Origin of the sequence: Rhizobium tropici CIAT 899 (genome assembly GCF_000330885.1) — a bacterium.
GTDB lineage: Bacteria > Pseudomonadota > Alphaproteobacteria > Rhizobiales > Rhizobiaceae > Rhizobium > Rhizobium tropici.
Genome location: NC_020060.1, coordinates 105,524 through 127,121 on the forward strand (window position 1 = coordinate 105,524; position 21,598 = coordinate 127,121).

Below are 21,598 nucleotides of genomic sequence, written 5' to 3' on the forward strand. Positions count from 1 at the left end.
TGTCTTCAACGAGGATTGAATGCGCCTGCTGGTAGTTGAAGATGATGACCGAAGTGCGGCCTATCTGAAGCGAGGCCTCTCCGAATCCGGGCATGTCGTTGATGTCGCGGGCGATGGCGAACTCGGCCTCGTACTTGCAATGGAGCTGATTTACGACGGGCTGGTGGTGGACCGACTTCTGCCGAAGCTTGACGGCATCGAGCTCGTCAGGCGCCTTCGCGAGATGAAGGTCAATGTGCCGGTGATCATGGTGAGCGCGCTGGCGGGCACTGTAGAGTTAACGTGCTCCAGCCGAAAAAAGGGCGCTTCGCTTTCGCTTATACGGTCTGCAGGCGTGCGATTTCATTCCACATCTGTGTGGCTGCTGTTCGCAGCTCACGGTGATGGTCGGATGGAATATCGTGGCGGGGAATATAAAAGAGATTGGCAACCGGGTCATGCATGGACACAAAACGCTGGAGATGTCGGGGCGACTTAAACCCCTTCATGATCCGTTCTCGCCGCCGGATCGGTTGATGGGAATTCTCGGCCCGGTTGTTCAGCCCTTTGTGGGATCGATGTTCGACGCCTGGCATGATGTCGCGCTTTGCCGCGCCGTAAGATCGCAGCTTGTCGGTGATCATCACTCGAGGTGATCGTCCCTGTCCTTTAAGAAGCTTTCGCATCAGGCGTTTAGCGGCCTTGGTATTGCGGCGGCTCTGCACTAGCACATCGAGGACGAAGCCATCCTGATCGACTGCCCGCCACAGCCAATGTTTCTTGCCGCCAATGGAAATTACGACCTCATCAAGATACCATTTGTCGCCAAGCCGACCGGCGGAACGCCGCCGGATTTCATTGGCAAAGTGCCGACCAAATTTCTCGACCCAAAGGCGCACGGTCTGGTGCGAGACATTGATCCCACGCGCGGCCAGCAAATCTTCGACCATCCGCAAACTGAGCGGGAAACGGAGATAGAGCCAGACGGCGTGAGCAATGACTTCAGATGGGAACCGGTGACGACGATAGAGGGTATCACGAGTGGCTTGGGTCATGCCGAAAAATCGCACAGGTAAATCGCTGACCGATTAACGTTACGATGCCCGATCACTTCTTCCGCAATACGGGGGCAGTCATCCGGCACGGCGGCAATCAAGCCTACTATTCTCCGGTTATGGACTACATCCAGATGCCGCCCTTCGAGGCCTTCCGCGATGCTGCCGGGTACACGGCCGTCTTAAGCCATGAGGCGACCCATTATGCCGTAAGCCAGATTATGCCGCATGGCCGATTTTCAGAGCGGGGTCCCGCCCCCTCAGCCATGCGGCGTTCGGCATAATCAGAGCGATTCAAGGAACGCGAGCAGTTCGTCGTTGGGACGATACCGCCCAGGATGGGCTTCCGGTCTTGCGACTTGGGAAAGCGCCTTCTCTTTCAACCGCATGTCGGCGTGGATATAAATCTGTGTCGTCTCCACGGATTCATGCCCGAGCCAGAGCGCGATCACAGACTGGTCGACCCCATGATGGAGCAACTCCATCGCTGTGCTGTGCCGCAATGTGTGCGGCGTTACGCGCTTGCTCGCGAGGCTCGGACACGCTCGGGATGCGGTGAGGCAATGCTTGCGCACCAGATGTTCGAGCGCATCACGGCTAAGCCGCTCGCCCCGTATCGAGGTGAACAGGGGACTGTCGCTGTCACGACGCTCCCCAATCCAATCCTGGATCAGCTTTGCCGAATCGCGACGGAGAGGCGTACTGCGTTCCTTTCGCCCTTTCCCGACGCAACGGATGTGGGCGCCTGCCCCAAGGACCACGTCTTTGCAGCGCAGATTGATCAACTCGGAGGCCCGCAATCCCGTCTGCAACGCGAGCAACAGCAGGGCGTGATCTCGCCGGCCCACCCACATAGTTCGATCTGGCGCAGCCAGCAGCGCCGCTATCTCCCCTGCGTCGAGGAACGTCACACTTCGCTTTACGTATCGCTTGCTCGGCATAGATAGAATGCGCTGGCAGTGAAGAAGCCAGGACGGATCGGCCATCGCGACGTATCGAAAGAAAGAGCGAATGGCGGCAAGACGCGTATTGCGGGTTCGTGCCGTGTTACCGCGCACCGTTTCAACATGCGTCAGGAAGTCGGCGACAAGATCGGCGTCGAGATCTTCGATCGTCAGCTTCGTGGACGGCTTTCTACGTCGCGAGCCAGCGTATCGTATCAGCAGCCGGAATGTGTCCCGATAACCGGCGATGGTGTGGGGGCTTGCCTCCATCTGTGTGCAGAGCCGGTCAGTGAAGAAGCGCTGGATGAGCGCAGGGAAGTTGGTCGCCTTCATTGCTCTTCCTCTGCCGCACCCGTAATTCGAGCGGAAGCCAACTCCAGCAATTCCGGGACCGCTTCCAGATACCAATAGGTATTGGCCGGACTCGCGTGTCCAAGCCAGGTCGTGAGTTTGATCATCTCGCGCCCTACATCTTGGCCGGAACGATACCAGTTCAGCAGCGTCCGAACCGCGAAGGTGTGGCGAAGGTCGTGGATGCGTGGCCCGCGCCCATGGCGCTTGTTATCCTGCCTCGGCCTCAAACCGATCTGCTGGCAGACGAGCGCGAAGTTGTAACGCGCGCCGCAATCGCCGAGACGATGGCCATCGCACGTGACAAACATGGGCTCGGATCGGTGCCCCATTAGCCGATCCCGTTCACGCCTATAAATCTCGAGTTGGTGCACGACGGTTTGATCGAGCGGCAAAAGCCGCTCCTTTCCAAGCTTTCCGAAGCGGACACGAAGGACGCCGGTCTCGACATCAAGATCAGACTGGTCGAGGCCCAGCGCTTCGTTAATCCGAAGTCCGGTCGCGGCGATCAGGCCGAAGAGCGTCGAAGAGGTGAGACCGCGCATGCCATAGACCGACGGTAACATGCGGGCATGCTCGACAATCGTGATGATTTCGGCGTCGCTGTAGATGTGTGGATGGGCCCGTTGGACGTAAGCAGGCACCAAACCTTGCGGCGGAACCTCGTGCCGCGGATCCATCCCGTGCAGCCAGAGCGCAAATTGACGAGCGACTCGGAAGCGAGCGCCCCGTGTTCCGGCACTGGCAGAGGGGAGGCTTTCGAGCCAGCGCATGATCAATCTGGTATCGACGTATTCCGCGCCGGTATTGTCAGCGAAGGAGGTAAAGCGACGTAAAATGCGTTCGTCTGTACTCAAGTCGGCGCCCAGCCGCCTTCTGATGCTGATGTAGCGATTCTGTTCGGCAAGGAAGCTCATTGTGCTGCCTCCGCAATTGGCCAAGGCTGAGCAATAGTACGCAATCCATCCGTGTCGAGCTTCGCATAGATCATCGTTGTTGCACGCGATCGATGCCGCAACAGATCGCCGATCTCCTCTAGGGAGGCACCGGCGCGAACCAGGTTTGTCGCGAGGCTGTGACGCAGAACATGCGATCCGACATAGGGTGTCGACGGTTTCACCCCGGTTATCGCGAACGCCTCCCGCAAAATCGAGTTGATGATCTGACTATCCTTGAACGGACGATTTGGTGCCCGATGACTCACGAACAGCGTGCGGGTTGTCGTTGACGTGCGCTCCTCGCGCAAATACCTGCTGATTGCTTCGCCGACGTCTGGCGGGATTGGCAAACGGTCATGACGTTGACCTTTTCCGCGAACCAGAAGCTCGCCGGCCCGCCAGTCGATGTCATCGAGCTGGATCGCCATGACCTCCGGTGCGCGAATGCCGAGCCTCGCCATCAACAGCAGCATCGCGTAGTCACGGGCGCCTCGCCGCGGATGGGTCGCGACCGATGCCAGAACGGCCTCCACTTCATCGGGCGACAGATATCGCGGAAGCCTCTCACCCCAGGGCTTGTGCACCCTAGGCACGCAGAGGGAGAGGTTGGTGGTGGTGAGCCCCTGAGCGAACAGATATTGGAAGAAGCAGCGCAGATGCGTGGACAAAGTCTTGTCGCGGTAGGGCGTCTTGCGAGCGACAACATGCTCCATGAATGCAATGACGTCCCGAGCGCTTAGCGCAGCAAGATCCAGCATGGTGTCTCCGAAGCGATGAGCCAGGAACCGGACAGCGAACCCCAGAACATGTTTGACCGATCGTGGGCTGAGACCGCGCTGCCGAAGAAGGTAAAGCTCAAGGCTACCGAGGAGCTCATGGCGTTCGGCTTGGGCAGCAGTGAGTGGCGGGCGTGTCGCCACGCCGATTTCGATCAGGTGCTGGACAAACAGCTTTGCAAGGTTGGGAACCTTGATCTGGGCCTTGGGTGACGTGGGTACTCTCCGCCCCAGTTCGACGGCAAGTTCGGCCGTCAATGCCGAGGGCGCAATGCCCTCGCCATCAATCAAGCGGCCCAACCGCCGCAACAGATTACGATAATTTTGCAGCGTGGCAGGCTTGTAGTTCCTGGCGAAGAGGCTTTCCTCGAAAGAGCCAAAATAAGGATCGAGGCTGGTAGTTTGGTCTAATGGTTCCATTTCAGTGCTCCCTTTAGTGGAGCCACGAATTTCACATTAGATCTGTTGTACAATCGGCGCTTCTTTATTGAGAATTAGAGCGAGCTGACGATCTCGCCTTACTCCGGAATAGTGCGAACTGTCGGAACGTTGAGCGGTCGTTATCGGGCTTTGCAATAAAGCCGAAGGCGCCGATGGGCTATCAAACTACGGCAGGCTACATAAAATACGGCTTGTCGCCATCCGTACCAGGCTTGTTGACGCCAATGTTGGCGTGGACCTGTGTATCGGGTGATCGGACGATCCTCTCAATCAAATCGCCAACGCTTTTGCGCGACACGACAGTGCCCTTGAAGGGCTCGCCTTTTACGGTCGTCTCGTAGTCTATCTCATCCGTGTCCGTCAGCCAGGCCGGCCGGATCATGGTGTAGTCGAGACCGGACGCCTCGATAATATCGGCGGCGCGCCGGAACGGCTTCAAGTCTTCCCCGATCGTACGACGGTTCCATTCGCCGAACTTGCCCGGTACTTCGTCGTAGATGCCGAGCGACAGCACGAAGATGAGGCGCTTGACCCCGACCGCTTGCATCGATGCGGCAATGTTTAGTGCCTGATCGTCGAGGTCTTCGCCTGTCAGGTTGGCGTAGACGGAATCCTGACCAGCCATCACTGCATCGAGGTCGGCGCGATCGAGAACATTGCCTTGAATGACATTTGCATTTGATGGCGTTTTCGACATCCTGCGCGCGTCGCGGAGAAAGAGCGTCATAGCGATCCGATTGTCGCCAGCGAGCGCGGCGATGACGTGGCGAGCGATCTGGCCGCCTGCTCCAAGGATGAGAAGATTGGTCATTTGTGTGCTTCCTGCCCTCTTAAGGCGCGAGCGGCGCACACCCGCGCCACCCGCATCATACCGTTTTCCAATGAAGGGTGCGGCTTCGTTATCGCCGAGTAGCCCTATTCCGCAGCCATCGTCTGGCGCGCTGTTGCCGTGGCACTCAGATGCATCCTGAAGAATGGCACCAGCTTTTCGAGTGCGAGTCCGACCGGCTCCGGCTTGTCGTAGAGGTCGTAGTGTGACCAGCCTTCGGCGACGACCAGTTCCTTGTTCGTCGAGGCGGCTCGGCCGTAGATCTCCATGCCGTCGCGGTAGGCACCAAAGCCGCCTGGCTTGTCGCCGAAGATCACCATCATCGGCTGCGTCAGCAGAGTTTCGGCGAAGGCGAAGGCATCCCATGCTATTGCCGGCGCGGCGTGCGAGACCAGCATCCGCGTCCCCGATCCTTCGGCAGGACAGCGATTGCGGTAATAGTCCGTCGCTTCCAGCACGTCGATGTCGTTGATGCCAGCCGCTTTTCCCTCTTCGACGCTGGCGGGCAGGAAGATGTTAATCCGCTCATCGCCGCCCGCGTTCTCGGCGGTACGCTGTGCGGCCATATCCTCAAGCGCGCCGACTGGATCGAAGTTGCTGAAGCCTTCACGCATCAGACGTCCGAAGTTGACGCCCGTGATGCTGACCAGGGCCTTGATCCGCTTGTCGATGATCGTGGCCTTGATCGAATAGCCGCCGCCGCCGCAGATGCCGAGGATGCCGATCCGCTCCGGGTCGACATAGGGCAGGGATTGGGCGTAGTCGATGACATCCCGATAGTCCTTGACGCGCTGCTCCGGATCTTCGATCCAGCGCGGTTCGCCGCCGCTGCCGCCCTGGTAGCTGGCGTCGGGCACGATGACCACGAAGCCTGCTTTTGCCAGCGCCGCCCCATAGATGTTGCCAGAAGTCTGCTCCTTGCAACTGCCGATGGGATGGTTCGAAACGATCGCCGGATACTGTTTGCCCGCCTGGAATTCTGGCGGGAAGTGAATGTTGGCGGCGATGTCCCAATGCATGCCGGGATTGCGGATTTTTACGGTTTCCATTTCTTCTTCTCCTGCGTTGGAGGATTGCCGGCGCGGACGCGTCCGGCACGGAGGGCGATCATTCCGCAGCTTGCCTTGCAAGAGCAGCCGCCTTCAGCTTGGCCTTGAAGAACGGCGCGAGAACCGACACTGCCTCTTCGATATATTTCTGGCCGTCATAGAGCTCCATGTGGTTGGCGCCCTCGATAACGTGGAAGGACTTGTCGGTGCTGGCGGCGCGGTCGAACAGGTCATCGCTCATCCATTTGCTGCCAGCCTTGCTACCCGCGACGATCTGGATCGGTTGCGTCAGATAGATATCCGCCATGTGATAGGCGTCGTAGGTGATGATCTGGTTCAGGCTGCGCAGCGTCGCAAAGCCCGGCGCGGTCGCGTATTCGGCGCGCGGCGTGTGGTAATATTCCCAGGCTTGGCGGAGTTCCTCGTTCGGTGCGTCCGCCTCCGTCAGCGGTGCCAGCGGCATAGTGGCCACGGCGGCACCACTTGCGTCCGAGGTACGGGCGTTCGAGCCGGCCTCGACATAAGGCAGCGCGTCGATCGACTTGACGTTGTTTTCCCAGCCGTTGCGGAACATGGAGCCGATATTGACGGCGCTCACCGTGCCGATCGCCTTGATGCGGCGATCCTGGATCGCCGCATTGGCTGTGTAACCGGCACCCGCACAGATACCCATTGCACCGACCCGGCCCTTGTCGACATAGGGCAGCGTGGTCAGGTAGTCGATGACGGCGCTGACATCCTCCGTGCGGATATAGGGGTTTTCGAGCTGGCGCGGCTCGCCGCCGCTCTCGCCTTGATAGGAGGCGTCATAGGCGATGGTGACGAAGCCCTGTTCGGCAAGCTTCTTGGCGTAGGTGCCAGCGGTCTGCTCCTTCACGCCGCCGCCCGGATGCGAGACAACGATTGCCGGATAGCTCTTTTTCTCGTCGAAGCCTTCGGGGAAGTTGATCACTGCCGACATGGTGATCGTCTTGTTATTCGAATTGGCGAAGCTGATCTTACCCATTTCCAGTCTCCTTGGTTGAAGCCTTTTGGTCGACTCCGATGATCTTCGCGGATCGTCTCTTGCCGATGAACGTAATCTAGGCCAAAAAGATTGAGTGGATTAGACGGGTAATTCTTATTAGGCCTATCATTGAGATGATGAATGAGACGGGATGAGATCGCCGATCTTGCGGCTTTCGTGGTGGTGGCCGAGGAGCGCAGTTTCACCAAAGCGGCGCAACGCCTCGGTATGGCGCAATCCGCGCTCAGTCAGATCGTGCGGCGGATCGAGGGGCGGCTGGGTATGCGGCTGCTGTCGCGGACGACGCGCAGCGTGGCGCCAACGGAAGCGGGTGAGCGGTTGATCGCAACGCTTGGACCTATGCTGCATGATCTCGATACCGCTGTGGCCTCGCTCGGCGATCTGCGAGACCGTCCATCTGGAACAATCCGCATAACCACAGTGGAACATGCTGCTAAGACGATCATCGTTCCGGCGATGAAGCGGCTGCTGCCGGATAATCCGGATATCACGGTGGATCTTACCATCGATTACGGCCTTGCCGATGTTGTCGCAGATCGTTTCGACGCCGGTGTTCGGCTCGGTGGCGAGGTGGCGAAAGACATGATCGCAGTGCGTATCGGGCCCGACATCCCGATGGCAATCGTCGGCTCGCCGGACTATTTCCGTAGGCACACTGTTCCGAATTCGCCGGCACAACTGATTGATCACCGTGCGATCAATTTGCGGCTGCCGACTTCTGGCACTCTAAATAAATGGCGATTAATGCGCGGCGGCCGCGAGACGCGGGTGAGGATCGATGGGCCGCTCGTCTTCAACACGATCGATCTGATCCTTGATGCCGCGCTCGACGGACATGGGCTCGCCTATCTACCGCTCGATCAAGTTCAGGCAAACCTGGATACTGGGCGGCTGACGCGGGTGCTGAGCAAGTTCACGCCAGACCTGCCTGGTTATCACCTCTATTATCCGCACCGGCGGCACGCCTCGTCCGCCTTCAGCTTGTTCGTTGAGGCAATCAGGTTCAGAACATAAACGCCAAGTGCCCGAAACAGTTTATGTGTCAATCGGCGTTGTAACGGGACCCCTTATCGGCTCCCAAAAGGGACCCCTGCCTCTGGTTGCATAGGGTCAGCGCGCGTAGGCCCGGAGCATTCCATTTAGCGCAGGGGCCTGCGGGCGCGGATTGTTTGTCTTTTCGGCTTTAGCTTTGAGAGCGGTTTTTGAAGCGCCAGGATTCATTTCCGGTCTCAACGATCTCGCAATGATGAGTGAGTCTGTCGAGCAGAGCGGCGGTCATCTTGGCGTCGCCGAACACGGCCGGCCACTCGCCGAACGCCAGGTTCGTCGTGACGATGATTGAGGTCCGCTCGTAGAGCCTGCTGATCAGATGGAAGAGGAGCTGCCCGCCGGCCTGGGCGAATGGGAGGTAGCCGAGCTCGTCCATGATGACGAAGTCGAGCCTGGTGATGAAGTCGGCCAGCCGCCCTTGCTTTCCGCCACGTGCCTCTGTCTCAAGCCGATTGACAAGGTCAACGACATTGAAGAAGCGCCCGCGTGCTCCGTTGCGGATCAGAGCACGAGCAAGCGCGATGGACAGGTGGGACTTTCCTGTGCCGGTCCCGCCGACCAGAACGATGTTGTGCTGCTCGGCAAGGAAGGCTCCGGTCGCGAGCTGGCGCACCAGCCCTTCATTGACCGGTGTGTCGGTAAAGTCGAAGTCGTCGATGTCTTTGGCCAGCGGCAGCTTGGCAACAGCGATCTGGTATTTGATGGAGCGAGACTGCTTCTCGGCGATCTCTGACTGCAGTAGGTCGCCCACGATGCGCGGCGGTTCGTGCTGGCGCTTTATGCCGGAGGCCATGATCTCGTCATAGGCGCTGCGCATGCCGAACAGCTTCAGCGTGCCCATCATGTCGAGGATTTGGGGTCGTTCCATATCAGCTTGCCCTCCTGAGGCTGTCGTAACGGGCGCAATCGGCCAGAGGCTCATGAGTCAGGCGAAGCGCATCGGGAATGGAAAGGATGGCAGCCGGCTGCGGGTCACGCTTGCGGGCCAGAATGTTGATGATGACGGCGGCCGAGAACACGCCCTGATCGAGCGCCTCCTGGCAGGCCGCCTCGACGGCAGGGAGCCCGTCCAGACCGACACATTCGAGGATCGACACCATCTGCCGGTCGCCGTCATGCATGCCCTTCAGCCGGCGTCGCACTTTCTCCATGGCGGCAGGCAAAACCCAATCGTGGAACGGCGCACCATTGCGCAATGCTCCCGGCTTTCGAGTCAGGACCGGCACATAATGCCATGGATTATAGACCGTCTCGCCGCGGCCGTAGCTGCGGTCGTGCCGGCCTATCTCGACGCCGTCCTGACGGATGATGATGCGGTCGGCATAGGCATGTATCTCGGCCGGGCGACCGACCGAGGTCGACAGCACAGAATATTTGTTGTTATCGAAGCGCACGAGGCAGGTCTTGCCGATCGAGGCCTGCACAGCATGGAAGCCATCGAACGGACCGGGATAACTGACTAGATGCGGCTTCTCCGTTTCGAACACCTCCCAGATCGTGCGCTCTGTCTGGTCGACATGCTTATGGGCGCGGGCGTAGCTGATGCATTTGTCCAGCAGCCAGCCATTCAGCTCGTCGTAGGATTTGAAGCGCAGTCGGGGGGTGAAGAAGCGTTCCCGCACCAGATTGACCTGGTTCTCGACCTGGCCTTTCTCCCATCCTGACGCCGGAGTGCAGGCCACCGGCTCGATCAGGTAGTGGCTGCACATCTGCAGGAAGCGGCGATTGTATTGCCGTTGCTTGCCGACGAAGACCGTTTCCACCGCGGTCTTCATATTATCATAAATGCCGCGCGTGCAGGCCCCGCCGAAGAACGCGAACGCCCGGTCATGGGCATCGAAGACCATCTCCTGCGTCTCGCGCGGATAGGCTCTCACATACATCATCCGGCTATGGCAGAGCCGGACATGCGCCACCTTCACCGTCGTCGTCACGCCATTCAGCACGACGATCTCGTGGCTCCAGTCAAACTGGTAAGCCTCGCCCGGCGCATAATAGAGCGGCACATAGGCTTCCGCCGTCACCGAGCCGCGCTCCTTCGCCCAGGTTCGGGCATAGCGCCGGACGGTGTCGTAACCGCCCTGGTAGCCGAGTTCGCGCAAATCCTCGAACAGCCGGATCAGCGTCAGCCGTTCCCGAGAGGATTTGGCCTCATTGGCAAACAGCATTCCATCGAGCTGATTGCGCCAAGGACCGAGCTTCGGCTGAGGTTGGCGGGCCCGCTCGTATTTGAACTCCGTCTCATCGCTGCGCAGAACCTTCCGCACCACCTTGCGCGATATACCAAGCTCCCGGCAGATCGCCTTAATCGACTTGCCCTGCACGCGGGAAAGTCGCCGTATCTTCAGAATTGTCTCCACAACAAGCATCCAAATAAAAAGCCTCCGATTAAACCGGAGGCTGTTGTAACCCCATCGCAAATGGGGGTCCCGTTTGGATGCCGATCACCCCAAATGCGGGGTCCTTATTCCATGCCTAATCACAGCGAGCGGCCACCGAGCACGATATGCGCCGTCTTCTGTCCTTCTCACCAGTCTATGCGCTGACGACTTCAAGGCCATAGCTGTAGGACCGTGTCAGATCGCGCTCCGGGCGGCGCTATCCGCGACTTAAGAGCCCGCAAGTCTATGGCTGTCAGACACGACGAGCAGGCAAAGCTGTCGCGAAGAGATCAATTGAGGCTGGCAGCTCTCAGACAATCTGGATTGATATTAAGAGCGAATGCCTCCATATGTAGAGAATGATTTAGCGCGGCGTGAGCCGATTACAGGTGTTGGCGGGCGATGCAGACGGACCTACAGATATCCAGACAAAGTGCGACGTTGCGCGTAAAAGTTGAGGAGACTCTACGTCAGGCGATAGCCAGTGGGCGATTTAAGCCCGGCCAGCGACTGGTAGAGCGAGAACTTTGCGAAATGCTGGGCGTCGGCAGGACCTCGGTTCGCGAGGCAATGCGACAGCTCGAAGCTGAAGGCATTATCACAAGCTATCCCCATAAGGGACCGGTCGTCAGTACGATCACCTACGAGGAAGCGCAGCAACTCTATACCGTTCGGGCTCTTCTTGAAGGATTCGCGGGCCAGCAGTTCGCTGAACATGGCACTGCCGCCGACATAGCGACACTTCTAGCCGCGGTGGTCGAATTCGAAGCCGCTGCCGAAAGTGGCGTCGGTGCGCGCCTCATAGATGCGAAAAACGCGTTTTACAACTGTTTGATGGACGGCAGCAAAAACGTGTTCGTAAGGCAAATGCTGACAGCTCTGCATAATCGGATAAATCTCCTTCGAATGACAACCATGACGCAACCGGGACGGCTTGCGCATAGCATTGCCGAAATTAGGGATATTGCGAACGCAATCCAGAATCGCAACGGGCCGTTGGCGGCGGCGGCCTGCAAATTCCATATCGACCAGGCTGCCAAGGTCGCACTTGAATACCTCCGGAAGAACGCAGCGCCAGAAACTTAAAATTTTGATTGACAGATTGTCTGATAATCTTTTTAATCCTCTCTGAAGGAAGGCGGGTTTCATTGCTCGCACGCGTCCGGAGGAAAAAATGTCATCGACACTCAACGCAACGCGCGTGGCCTTTATAGGGCTGGGCGCGATGGGCCAGCCTATGGCTCAACATCTCATTTCGGCGGGCTTCGATGTCGTCGGTTTCGACCTCTCGAAAGACGCCAAGATAAAGCTCGCTGATGCGGGCGGGCGAGCCGCCGAAACGATTTCTGACGCCATGGTCGGGGCCAGTTTCGTGATCACCATGCTTCCGAACGGCAAGATCGTGCGCGAGGCGCTGCTGGGCGAAAACGCCTGTGGCGGCCTGAAGCAGAATGCCGTCGTCATAGACATGAGTTCGTCTGCTCCAAACGACACAAGGGAACTCGGTCTCGAACTTGCTTCTCGTGGCCTTCGGCTGGTTGACGCCCCGGTCTCCGGAGGCGTCAAGCGCGCCGTTTCTGGCACCTTGACAATCATGGCCGGTGGGGAGGATGCTGATATCGAGGAGGCCGAGCCGCTGCTGAAGGCAGTGGGACAACAGGTGTTCCGGACGGGGCCAGTTGGCTCGGGTCACGCGATGAAAGCGATTAACAACTTCGTATCCGGTGCAGGTGTGCTGGCGGCGATCGAGGGTGTCCTTCTTGGACGCGCCTTCGGCCTGGAGCCGGCAACGATCGTCGATATTCTCAACTCGTCGTCTGGAAAGAACAACGCCACCGAAGTGAAGATGAAGCAGTTCATCCTCTCTGAGACGTTCGGGTCGGGATTTGCCATTGGCCTGATGGCCAAGGATATCCGCATCGCCGCCGATCTCGCCAAGACGCTTGGTCTTCGCCTTGATGCTCTCGCCAGCACGGCAGACGCCTGGGATGCTGCACAGAAGGCGCTAGGCCCATCCGAGGACCACACCCGCATCATCCGATACATCGAAGATCACAATTAGCCTCGGAAACTCGCGAATTCGGGCTAAACAGACAGATTGTCTGATAATCAGTTGATCTTGTCGTAGACAGTAAAGCTAGGAGCGTTGTCGAATGACCGCCACGAAAGAAACGAAAGTGAAAACACACGGCAAGGAGCGGCCTGTCCCTTCGAAACAGTTCGCTCAAGGGCTGGCGACGCGTCGTGAAGTCATGGGCGATGCCTATGTCGACGCAGCACTCGGTAAGGCGACCGACTTCACCTGGCCTATGCAGCAGCTCGTCACTGAGTATTGCTGGAACGAGATCTGGAATCGACCAGGCCTCGACAGGCGCGCGCGGTCCATTCTGAACCTTGGCATGATCTCTGTCCTCAATCGTCCGCATGAGCTCAAGGGCCACGTGCGCGGCGCGATCAACAACGGCCTCACCAAGGAGGAAATCCAGGAGATTTTCCTGCAGGTCGCGATCTACGCCGGCGTACCGGCGGGCATCGACAGCTTCCGAAACGCCCAGGAGGTCTTCAACGAAATGGGCATCTGAAGCCGCCGCCGCTGGGCGTGGCGGAAAATTTTGAAAGGCGTGGATCGGCCGCGCCGTTTTAACCAGGGAGGAGCCGAACTTGGCCATCGATCTCGAGAAGTTCAAAAAACTGGCGCTGGAGGACTTCGAGTTCAAGCGCGAAACCCGTTATCTCAACGGCATTATCAAATGCGATTTTCCGAGCCGCAGCGTCGCACTCCACTTCGAAGACGGCAAGATGGTGAAGGTCGAAGAAGCCGCCTACGACGACGAGAAGTGCAAGATCGTCATCCGGGGCACGGGTGAACAGTGGGACGCGCTTCTCCAGAAGAAGCCGCGGCCGTTTTATCAGTGCCTGCAGTCGTCAAACATCAAACACGGTCTGTTCCTTAGCAACAATAACGAAACCTTCGCGTATCTCCCTGCGCTCAATCGCATGACGAACCTGATGCGCGAAGCCCGCCCGGAAGGAGTAGCAGCATGACCAGGCATGATCCAATCACGGGCCGTTACGTCTACCTGACGATCGAAGGCATCGAATATCGCGTCTATTACGAGGAAGCCGGAGAGGGCATTCCCTTGCTTGTCGGTCACACGGCGGGCTCCGACGGCCGCCAGTACCGCCACACGCTCTGCGACGAAGACGTGACCAAGAACTTCCGCGTTATCGCGTTCGACTTGCCCTATCACGGGAAGTCTCTTCCTCCACACGGCGTTCGCTGGTGGGAGAAAGAGTACAACATGACCAAGAAGTTCATGATGGATTTCCAACTGGAACTCTCTAAAGCTCTTGGTCTGGACCGCCCCGTTTATATGGGTAGCTCGATGGGCGGACATCTTGCTATCGATCTGGCGTCGAATTACCCCGACAACTTCCGTGCTACTATCTCCGTCGAAGGGGCACTGCGCTCGGCTGCCGAATATGTCGATGTCGGCATGGCAGGCATTAGGAAAGAATTCGACAACCCAAACGTGAACCGCACCTCCATCGGCGCGGCCATGATGCTCAATATCTCGCCCTACTCACCAGAAGCCAATGTCCGCGAAATCCAGTGGGAATATAGCTGCGGCGGTCCGGGCGTCTTCGCAGGTGACCTCTATTACTACTACTACGACCACAATGTCTCACCCGAAGAGGCGAGCAAGATCGATACGTCGAAGTGCATGCTGTACTTCCTGACGGGCGAATACGATCCGAATACCTCCCCGGCCGACACCAAGATCGCCGCCGATCTCGTCAAGGGCAGCAAGTTCTGGACGATGGAGAAGCTCGGTCATTTCCCGGTCACCGAAGACTACACCGAGTTCAGAAAATACCTGCTGCCGATCCTCGAGGAAATCCGGCAGGCATCCGCAACCAGGGCGAAAGTCGCCTGAAACAATCTCTTGGGAGGAGCATCCAATGAGACGGAGTTTAACCGGAACCATGGGGGCGCTGATCGCGGTCAGCGCCCTGACGACCACGGCCTGGGCTGACGGCGTCGACCAGCTCCCCGCCAACGAGAAGAAAATCTACGAGGTCGTCGACCCGCAGGTTCCGCTCGGAGCGAGTGCCTACAAGGACTTCAAACCGAAGAAGGGACCGCCTTGGAAGATCGGCTACGCCAGTAGCTATGCCGGCAATACGTGGCGCGCAGCGGCCCTCGATGCCGTCATGAATGACCTCTTGCCGCGCTCCAAAAAAGCGGGGCTCGTATCTGAAGTCGTGGTCACTCAGTCCGACCTCAAGGACGCCGTCCAGATTCAGCAGATGCGCCAGATGGTTGATGATGGTGTTGATGCCATCATCATCTGCTGCTCGAACGTCACCGCTCTCAATCAGACGATCGAGTACGCCTATAAGGCAGGCGTTCCTGTCTTCTCGTTTTCGGGATACGTGACGTCGCCTTACGCGATCAACGGCGCTGCCAATCACGCGCAGGGCGGCGGCGAGATGGCGATCTGGCTCGCAGACAAGATCGGCAAGAAAGGCAACGTGCTTCTCGTGTCGGGCATCCCTGGCTTCGCCTCATCCGACAGCTTCGACAAGGCCGCCAAAGACGCGCTGGCAAAGTATCCCGACATCAAGATTGTCGGCGAAGTGGCTGGCAAGTGGACCGACCAGGTAGCACAGGTCGAGGTGCAGAAATTTTTGGCGACGAACCCCATCCAGATTGACGGTATTCTGACACAGGGCGCGCAGGAGAACGGCGTGTTGAACGCCATGCTCCAGTCGGGCCGCGACATGGTGCCTATTACGCTAGGCGGCGAGGCTTCGGCGGCATGTTACTGGCGCAAGAATCCGGAATGGATCGATGCCGGCTTCCATATCTGGCCGCCGCGCCGCGAGATGCAGCAGATGTGGGAGATCATGCTTCGCACGCTCGAAGGGCAGGGGCCAAAGGTGCAGTCCTTCCTGCGCCCAGTCCTGCCGTTCACAATCGATGACGTTCGCGCTGCGATCCCCGAGGATTGCGATTTGAACTCGACTGATTTCGTCGAACCTAAGGCGGACGGATGGTTCCCAAGTGCGATTGCCGACCAGTACTTCGAGCGTCCTGCCGATCCCTGGAAGCCGGTAGCCCAGTAAGCCGGATCCGCCCGGTGGCTTAACCGCCGGGCGGGACCTTGGATGATCGTAAAAGCCGCCTTGGCGGACGTTGCGGGGTGGGAGGTCTGCGATGGGCAGCGAGATAACAGTCAGAATGATAGATGTCGCCAAGGCGTTCGGGGAGACGAGGGCACTCAAGAAGTGCGACTTCGAGGCCCGCGCCGGAGAGGTGCACGCCATTGTCGGCGAGAACGGCAGCGGCAAGAGCACGATGGCCAAGATCATGTCGGGCGTTTTGCACCCGGACGCTGGCAAAGTCACGATCCTGGGTGAAAAGGTTGCCTCGCCCGTCGACGCCAAGCGGGTCGGCCTGACCACCATCTTCCAGGAAGTACTGGTTGCCGACGAGGCCAGCGTGTTCGAGAACCTCTATGTCGGTCGTGACGGTGTCTTTCGTTCGCAGTCGACCGGCGATCGGCGGACAGAAGCGGCTGAAATCGTGGCGCGGCTCGTCGGAAAATCCGTAGACCTCGATCAACTGGCAGGCAGCCTCCCACTCAGCATCAAACAGTGGATCGTCATCGCCCGGGCTATCCTTCGCAAGCCGCAGGTGCTGATTCTCGACGAATCTTCGGCCGCGCTCGACCTCGACTCGACCCTCCGGCTCCATGCGGAAATCGACCGCCTTCGTGCCGAGGGCGCGACGATCCTCATCGTCACCCACCGGATCGCGGAACTCGTGCGTATCGCCGACCGTGCGACGATCCTGCGTGATGGGATAACTGTCGGTACGCTCGGAAAGGACGAGATCACCGAGGAAAACCTGCTGTCCATGATGACGCCGGCAGATCGGCGCGCCAGCGATGCGACAGAATACGCCTCCCGAAAGAAGGCGCTCTCGGCCCCTCTAATACTAACTGCGACTGGTCTCGCCGCGCACCGGTCGGCGCGCCTGTTCGATTTCGACCTTCCCAAGGGGAGCATCGTCGGCGTGGCCGGGCTTGATGGGCAGGGGCAGGACGCTTTTATCCGCGCCTTGGCCGGCATCATCCAGCCGTTCGGTGGCGAGGTGAAGGTCCGCTCGGTGGATACGGACAAGATGGTCCCGCTGCGATCGCTCGACGATGCTGCAAACCTCGGTGTTTCCTACGTCTCCGGGGACCGCAAGCGCGAGGGTATTTTCCCGCAACAAAGCATCTTCGAAAACCTCGCCATCGGTGTCTACAGGAAGAAGCTCGGCCCCCTGGGTGTGATCCGCAAGCCCACGCTGAAACCGATGTTCAAGCGCGAAGTGGATCGTCTGCGCATCAAGATCGGCAGCCCGTCGAACAGGATCACCTCACTGTCGGGTGGCAACCAACAGAAGGTGCTCATCGGGCGCGCCTTCGCAAACGATCCCCAAGTCATCCTCCTGAATGACCCCGCCCGCGGCGTCGATCTCGGCACCAAGCGCGACCTCTACCGCGAACTCCGCCTGTTTGCTGAAAAAGGCGGCAGTGTCATCTACCTGTCGACTGAGATCGAGGAGTTCATCGGGTTTGCCGATCGCGTCGACGTGTTCTTCGGGGGAACGTTGTTTCGATCCCTGACCGGCGAGGAAATCGCCGAGGCACCAATCCTCGCCGCTATGTTCGGGAAAGCCCGGGACGCTTCCGTTGATTTCGATCTGGAAAGGACCGCATGATGTCTGCAACCGCTTTCCGTCAAGTCACGCAGGACCGCTCGCTGTACGTTCCGGCCGGGCTTTTCCTTGTCCTCCTTTGCGCCGTCGCCTTCCGTGGCCAAGGTCTGTTCACGAACAATGGTCTGGCCGGAGCCATTCTGGTTGCAACGCCGCTGATCCTCACCGCGCTCGCGATAACACCGATCGTCATGGCGGGCCGCGGAGCCGTGGACCTTTCCGTCGGACCGCTGATGGGCTTCGTCAACGTCACGCTCATTACGTGGCTGGTCGGCAACGGCATCACGCACCCTGTGGCCATCATTGCCTGGGCGGTGGGATTGGGAGCGGCGTTCCAGTTGGTGCAAGCGCTCGTGATCATCTACGTGCGCGTCGCGCCCATCATCGTCACGCTCTCCGGTTTCCTCGTTCTGTCGGGCGTCAACCTGATGGTCATGTCGCGTCCCGGCGGTGTCGCTCCAGACTGGATGCTAAGCTGGGGCGCGGGAACGAGCGTATTTTCGCCTGTCCTGTTGCTTCTGCTCGGCGCTTTCGCAATCTGGGGCGTCCTGAGGGGCACGATGTTTTACCGCAACCTGCGGATGACAGGCGCTGACGAGCGGATGGCCTATACCAGCGGTGTGCAGGTCGACGTCGTGCGCATCATCGCCCATATGGTCGGCGGCGTTTTTGCTGGGCTCGCCGCATTGAGCTACACCGCGCTGATCTCATCCGGCGACCCGACCCAGGGCAGCACCTACACGCTGCAAGCGGTCACGGCGCTGGTCCTTGGCGGCGCCAGTCTCTCCGGGGGGCGCGGCGGTGCGCTCGGCTCGACGCTCGGCGCGATCAACATGTTCCTCATCTCGTATCTTCTGTCCACTTTCAACTTCGGTACGGTTTCGGGCTTCGTTACGCAAATGGCCTTTGGCCTGATCCTCGTTGGATCACTTCTCGTGAACGTCTTCGTCATCAGCCGCCGCACTGTCGCGTGAGGGAGTAAGGAAATGATCTCCACTGTCTTGAACACAGAAATCGGCGCGGCCCGTGGCGCCAGCCCTTTGCGCAAGCACAAGAGTATTTCGATCGGCTTTTGTCTCCTTGCATGTCTGCTCATTCTTGGAGCGCTGCTCGTGCCGGGCTTCGTGTCGCCGCAGAACGCGCGATCGATCCTCCTGCTCGCCGCCTTCCTGGGGCTGGCGTCTGTCGGGCAGACGCTCTGCGCGCTCGTTGGAGCGCTGGATCTTTCCATCCCATACATCATCGGTGGCGCCAATATCCTGCTTCCAAGCCTCATGGTGGCGGGTCTTCCGGCGCCCGTCGCCATGATCGTCGTGCTCGTCCTTGGCACTTTGGTCGGGGCTTGCAACGGCGCCCTCAGCTTCCGGCTGCAGGGTCAGGCGCTGATCATGTCGCTCGGCCTGGGTTTCGCGGCCGTCGGGGCGGTCCAGATCTACACCTCGCTCGGATCGCAGTTCGGCGGTACCGTCTTTGCGCCCGTCCCCGGATGGCTTCGCAACCTTTCGGCGTTCAACGGCAAGTTCTTCGGTCTGCCGTTTCCACCGGTTATCGTCATATGGGCTTTCATCGCCGTCGCCCTGGGCTGGATAATGCACAACACCTGGTTTGGCCGGAGCCTCTATGCTGTTGGCGGGAGCCGCACGGCCGCCGCCCGCCTCGGAATCTCGGAATTCAAGATCTGGACAGTGATCCACAGCGTCAGCGGGGCGATGTCGGCACTCACCGGAATGCTGCTCCTCGGTTTCTCCGGCGGCGGTTTCGTCGGGGTCGGTGATCCCTATCTGTTCACCACCGTGGCGGCGGTCGTTATCGGCGGAACATCTCTTCTAGGTGGTGCCGGCGGGTATGGAGCGACGGTCCTCGGCGTCCTCGTGCTTACTGTCCTGACCTCGCTTCTCGTCGGCCTGGGGCTCAGTTTCCCGGCACAACAGGCCGTCGTAGGGCTGCTGATCGTCCCCATGGTCGCGATCTACGCCCGCTCACCACACATCCGTAATCAAATTTGAACGTTGCATCGAAAGGAATATCAATGGCTATCTCCACCGCTCTACTGGATCGCCTGAAAGACCCCTCCCTGGTACGCGAGGAAATGCTGGTAGGAGGCGACTGGCGAAAAGAGGGCGCGAGCGGCAAGACGATCCAGGTCCACAATCCCTCGACTGGGGACGTGATTGCGAGCCTCCCGAGCGCAGGACTCCAGGACGTCCGCGAAGCCATCGACGTCGCCAAACTCGCCCAGAAAAAGTGGGCCGCACGATCGGGCAAGGAACGTGCCGGCGTCATGCGGAAGTTCTTCGACCTCGTCACGGCCAACACCGAGGACCTCGCGATCATCCTGACGTCCGAGATGGGCAAGCCTCTGGCCGAGGCACGCGGCGAGATCGCCTACGGCGCTTCCTACATTGAATGGTTCGGGGAAGAAGCCAAGCGTGTTTACGGGGACACCATTCCGGGGCATCAGGCCGACAAGCGCCTAATAGTCATCAAACAGCCCGTCGGCGTGGTGGCGGCCATCGCGCCCTGGAACTTTCCTTCCGCCATGGTCTGCCGCAAGATCGCCCCGGCGCTGGCATCCGGCTGCGCCATCATCTTCAAGCCGGCCGCCGAAACCCCATTGTCGGCCCTTGCTCTTGCCATCCTCGCTGAGCGTGCGGGAATACCCGGCGGCCTGTTCAGCGTCCTGCCGACAGACAACGCCCGGATGTTCGGTGAAGAAGTCTGCTCGAACCCCGTCGTCAAGAAGCTGACCTTCACAGGGTCTACCGAGGTCGGGCGCATCCTGATGGCGCAGGGCGCACAAAAGATCATGAAGCTCAGCCTCGAACTCGGCGGCAACGCTCCCTTCATCGTCTTCGACGATGCCGACCTCGACGAGGCCGTGGAAGGAGCGATGCTGTCCAAGTTCCGCAATGCCGGCCAGACCTGCGTTTGCGCCAACCGTCTCTACGTCCAGAGCGGGGTTTACGACCGCTTCATTGAAAAACTGGCGGCGCGGGTTTCCGCGCTCAAGGTCCTTGACGGGTTCGAGGATGGAGCCACCATCGGTCCGCTGATCAACGAGGATGCAGTAGCGAAGCTCTACAGCCACATCGATGACGCTGTCGGTAAGGGTGCGAAGGTCGTTGTCGGCGGCGCAAGGGACGAGCGTGGTGGCACCTTCGTCCAGCCGACGCTTCTCTCGGAAGCCACAAAGGAAATGAAGGTCGCACGAGAGGAGACCTTTGCGCCGCTCGCCCCGGTCTTCAGGTTCGAAACGACAGACGAGGTCATTGAACTGGCCAACGACACCGAGTTCGGTCTCGCTGCCTACTTCTACGCCAACGACCTTCGAAATGTCTGGAAGGTTACGGAGGCCCTGGAGTACGGGATGGTCGGCGTCAACACCGGCCTGATCTCGACGGAGGTCGCACCGTTCGGCGGCGTCAAGCAGTCGGGGTTCGGCCGCGAGGGCTCAAAATACGGCATGGATGACTTCCTTTCGATGAAATACGTCTGCATGGGCGGCATACAGTCGTAGTCCAACGGTTGGTGGCGCGTCTTAAGGCTCGCCACCCGCAATGTTTGAGCTGGTCATGGAGGCCCGATGACACATTCTGCAGTAGGCGGGGAAACTCTTGGTCAAGACCGCGCCGACAGCCTTCAAAAAGAGGCGGTCGACCGCGAGCAGGACCCGGCCGATCACGCTGCCCAGGCGAACGTGGAGGGCAGAACGGCAATGGAACGTCGGAACGTGCGGAGAGAGGCAGGCGCTAGACTCACCTTTGTGCTGGGTCTGTCTGCTTAAGGCTCGCGTTGACGCAACGTCTGATGACCCATCTCGATAGTTTCGTAGGTATTTTTCGACGGGACGAGGACAGCGCGCCACCGGCCACTCGCTGGCAAGATCATCACCGGTTGTCTGGCATTTTCCTGGTGGCACCTTGACGCAAGGCGCACGTGTCGGGACGCTCGTGCCTGCCGGCCCCAGTGCTCTTATGACTCAAGGGCAGCATCAGTTGAACCTCAC

Annotated in this window: 19 protein-coding genes and 3 pseudogenes; 13 read left to right on the top strand and 9 right to left on the bottom strand. The window is 59.4% G+C overall.

What is annotated here, in order from left to right; all coding sequences use genetic code 11:
* Positions 1–19: 19 nt before the first annotated feature.
* A pseudogene (locus RTCIAT899_RS19125) lies at positions 20–253 on the top strand (response regulator); the annotation flags it as partial.
* 64 nt (positions 254–317) lie between these two features.
* Here the strand turns inward: RTCIAT899_RS19125 and RTCIAT899_RS32055 are convergent.
* The gene (locus RTCIAT899_RS32055; RefSeq protein ID WP_081598414.1) at positions 318–1,034 is read right to left on the bottom strand and encodes an IS6 family transposase; all 717 of its coding nucleotides are present in this window, start codon (positions 1,032–1,034) and stop codon (positions 318–320) included.
* A 50-nt stretch (positions 1,035–1,084) separates the two neighbouring features.
* Here RTCIAT899_RS32055 and RTCIAT899_RS19135 point away from each other — a divergent pair.
* Positions 1,085–1,252: pseudogene (locus RTCIAT899_RS19135) on the top strand (zincin-like metallopeptidase domain-containing protein); the annotation flags it as partial.
* Positions 1,253–1,318: 66 nt separating this feature from the next.
* Here the strand turns inward: RTCIAT899_RS19135 and RTCIAT899_RS19140 are convergent.
* From RTCIAT899_RS19140 to RTCIAT899_RS19165, 6 genes are all read right to left on the bottom strand, one after another.
* Complete coding sequence (locus RTCIAT899_RS19140) at positions 1,319–2,311, bottom strand: tyrosine-type recombinase/integrase (RefSeq protein ID WP_015341879.1); 993 nt, start codon at positions 2,309–2,311, stop codon at positions 1,319–1,321.
* Entirely contained in the window at positions 2,308–3,246 is a 939-nt protein-coding gene (locus tag RTCIAT899_RS19145; protein ID WP_015341880.1) for a tyrosine-type recombinase/integrase, read from the bottom strand. Before RTCIAT899_RS19145 ends, RTCIAT899_RS19140 begins: the two co-directional genes overlap by 4 nt.
* Complete coding sequence (locus tag RTCIAT899_RS19150; protein ID WP_015341881.1) at positions 3,243–4,463, bottom strand: site-specific integrase; 1,221 nt, start codon at positions 4,461–4,463, stop codon at positions 3,243–3,245. The genes RTCIAT899_RS19145 and RTCIAT899_RS19150 overlap by 4 nt, the downstream gene beginning before the upstream one ends.
* A gap of 196 nt (positions 4,464–4,659) precedes the next feature.
* Positions 4,660–5,295, bottom strand: coding sequence for an SDR family oxidoreductase (locus RTCIAT899_RS19155; RefSeq protein WP_015341882.1), 636 nt, complete (start codon positions 5,293–5,295; stop codon positions 4,660–4,662).
* A 104-nt stretch (positions 5,296–5,399) separates the two neighbouring features.
* Positions 5,400–6,362, bottom strand: a complete 963-nt coding sequence (locus tag RTCIAT899_RS19160) for an alpha/beta hydrolase (RefSeq protein ID WP_015341883.1) — start codon at positions 6,360–6,362, stop codon at positions 5,400–5,402.
* 58 nt (positions 6,363–6,420) lie between these two features.
* Positions 6,421–7,368 (bottom strand): alpha/beta hydrolase, encoded by a 948-nt coding sequence (locus RTCIAT899_RS19165; RefSeq protein WP_015341884.1) that lies wholly within the window; start codon positions 7,366–7,368, stop codon positions 6,421–6,423.
* Between the two features lie 141 nt (positions 7,369–7,509).
* On the opposite strand from RTCIAT899_RS19165, the gene RTCIAT899_RS19170 reads away from it, so the two are divergent.
* Positions 7,510–8,403, top strand: coding sequence for a LysR family transcriptional regulator (locus RTCIAT899_RS19170; RefSeq protein WP_015341885.1), 894 nt, complete (start codon positions 7,510–7,512; stop codon positions 8,401–8,403).
* A gap of 169 nt (positions 8,404–8,572) precedes the next feature.
* Here the strand turns inward: RTCIAT899_RS19170 and istB are convergent, their stop codons facing one another.
* Both istB and istA read right to left on the bottom strand, forming a co-directional pair.
* Positions 8,573–9,307 (bottom strand): IS21-like element helper ATPase IstB, encoded by a 735-nt coding sequence (gene istB / locus RTCIAT899_RS19175; RefSeq protein WP_015341886.1) that lies wholly within the window; start codon positions 9,305–9,307, stop codon positions 8,573–8,575.
* A pseudogene (gene istA, locus RTCIAT899_RS19180) lies at positions 9,240–10,808 on the bottom strand (IS21 family transposase). Before istA ends, istB begins: the two are co-directional and overlap by 68 nt.
* Positions 10,809–11,222: 414 nt before the next feature.
* Here istA and RTCIAT899_RS19185 point away from each other — a divergent pair.
* From RTCIAT899_RS19185 to RTCIAT899_RS19230, 10 genes are all read left to right on the top strand, one after another.
* Positions 11,223–11,906 (top strand): GntR family transcriptional regulator, encoded by a 684-nt coding sequence (locus tag RTCIAT899_RS19185; protein WP_015341888.1) that lies wholly within the window; start codon positions 11,223–11,225, stop codon positions 11,904–11,906.
* 88 nt (positions 11,907–11,994) lie between these two features.
* Positions 11,995–12,882, top strand: coding sequence for an NAD(P)-dependent oxidoreductase (locus tag RTCIAT899_RS19190; RefSeq protein ID WP_015341889.1), 888 nt, complete (start codon positions 11,995–11,997; stop codon positions 12,880–12,882).
* Between the two features lie 190 nt (positions 12,883–13,072).
* Positions 13,073–13,402, top strand: coding sequence for a carboxymuconolactone decarboxylase family protein (locus RTCIAT899_RS19195; RefSeq protein WP_007636579.1), 330 nt, complete (start codon positions 13,073–13,075; stop codon positions 13,400–13,402).
* A gap of 79 nt (positions 13,403–13,481) precedes the next feature.
* Positions 13,482–13,865, top strand: coding sequence for a hypothetical protein (locus RTCIAT899_RS19200; RefSeq protein WP_004129699.1), 384 nt, complete (start codon positions 13,482–13,484; stop codon positions 13,863–13,865).
* Positions 13,862–14,758 (top strand): alpha/beta fold hydrolase, encoded by an 897-nt coding sequence (locus RTCIAT899_RS19205; protein ID WP_004129697.1) that lies wholly within the window; start codon positions 13,862–13,864, stop codon positions 14,756–14,758. The genes RTCIAT899_RS19200 and RTCIAT899_RS19205 overlap by 4 nt, the downstream gene beginning before the upstream one ends.
* Before the next feature lie 25 nt (positions 14,759–14,783).
* Positions 14,784–15,950 (top strand): ABC transporter substrate-binding protein, encoded by a 1,167-nt coding sequence (locus RTCIAT899_RS19210; protein ID WP_015341890.1) that lies wholly within the window; start codon positions 14,784–14,786, stop codon positions 15,948–15,950.
* Between the two features lie 91 nt (positions 15,951–16,041).
* Positions 16,042–17,595: a sugar ABC transporter ATP-binding protein gene (locus RTCIAT899_RS19215; protein ID WP_015341891.1), complete on the top strand. Its 1,554-nt coding sequence runs from the start codon at positions 16,042–16,044 to the stop codon at positions 17,593–17,595.
* Positions 17,592–18,566: an ABC transporter permease gene (locus RTCIAT899_RS19220; protein WP_015341892.1), complete on the top strand. Its 975-nt coding sequence runs from the start codon at positions 17,592–17,594 to the stop codon at positions 18,564–18,566. The genes RTCIAT899_RS19215 and RTCIAT899_RS19220 overlap by 4 nt, the downstream gene beginning before the upstream one ends.
* A gap of 12 nt (positions 18,567–18,578) precedes the next feature.
* Positions 18,579–19,598, top strand: a complete 1,020-nt coding sequence (locus tag RTCIAT899_RS19225) for an ABC transporter permease (protein ID WP_004129685.1) — start codon at positions 18,579–18,581, stop codon at positions 19,596–19,598.
* Between the two features lie 23 nt (positions 19,599–19,621).
* Positions 19,622–21,109, top strand: coding sequence for an NAD-dependent succinate-semialdehyde dehydrogenase (locus RTCIAT899_RS19230; RefSeq protein WP_015341893.1), 1,488 nt, complete (start codon positions 19,622–19,624; stop codon positions 21,107–21,109).
* Positions 21,110–21,598: the final 489 nt, after the last annotated feature.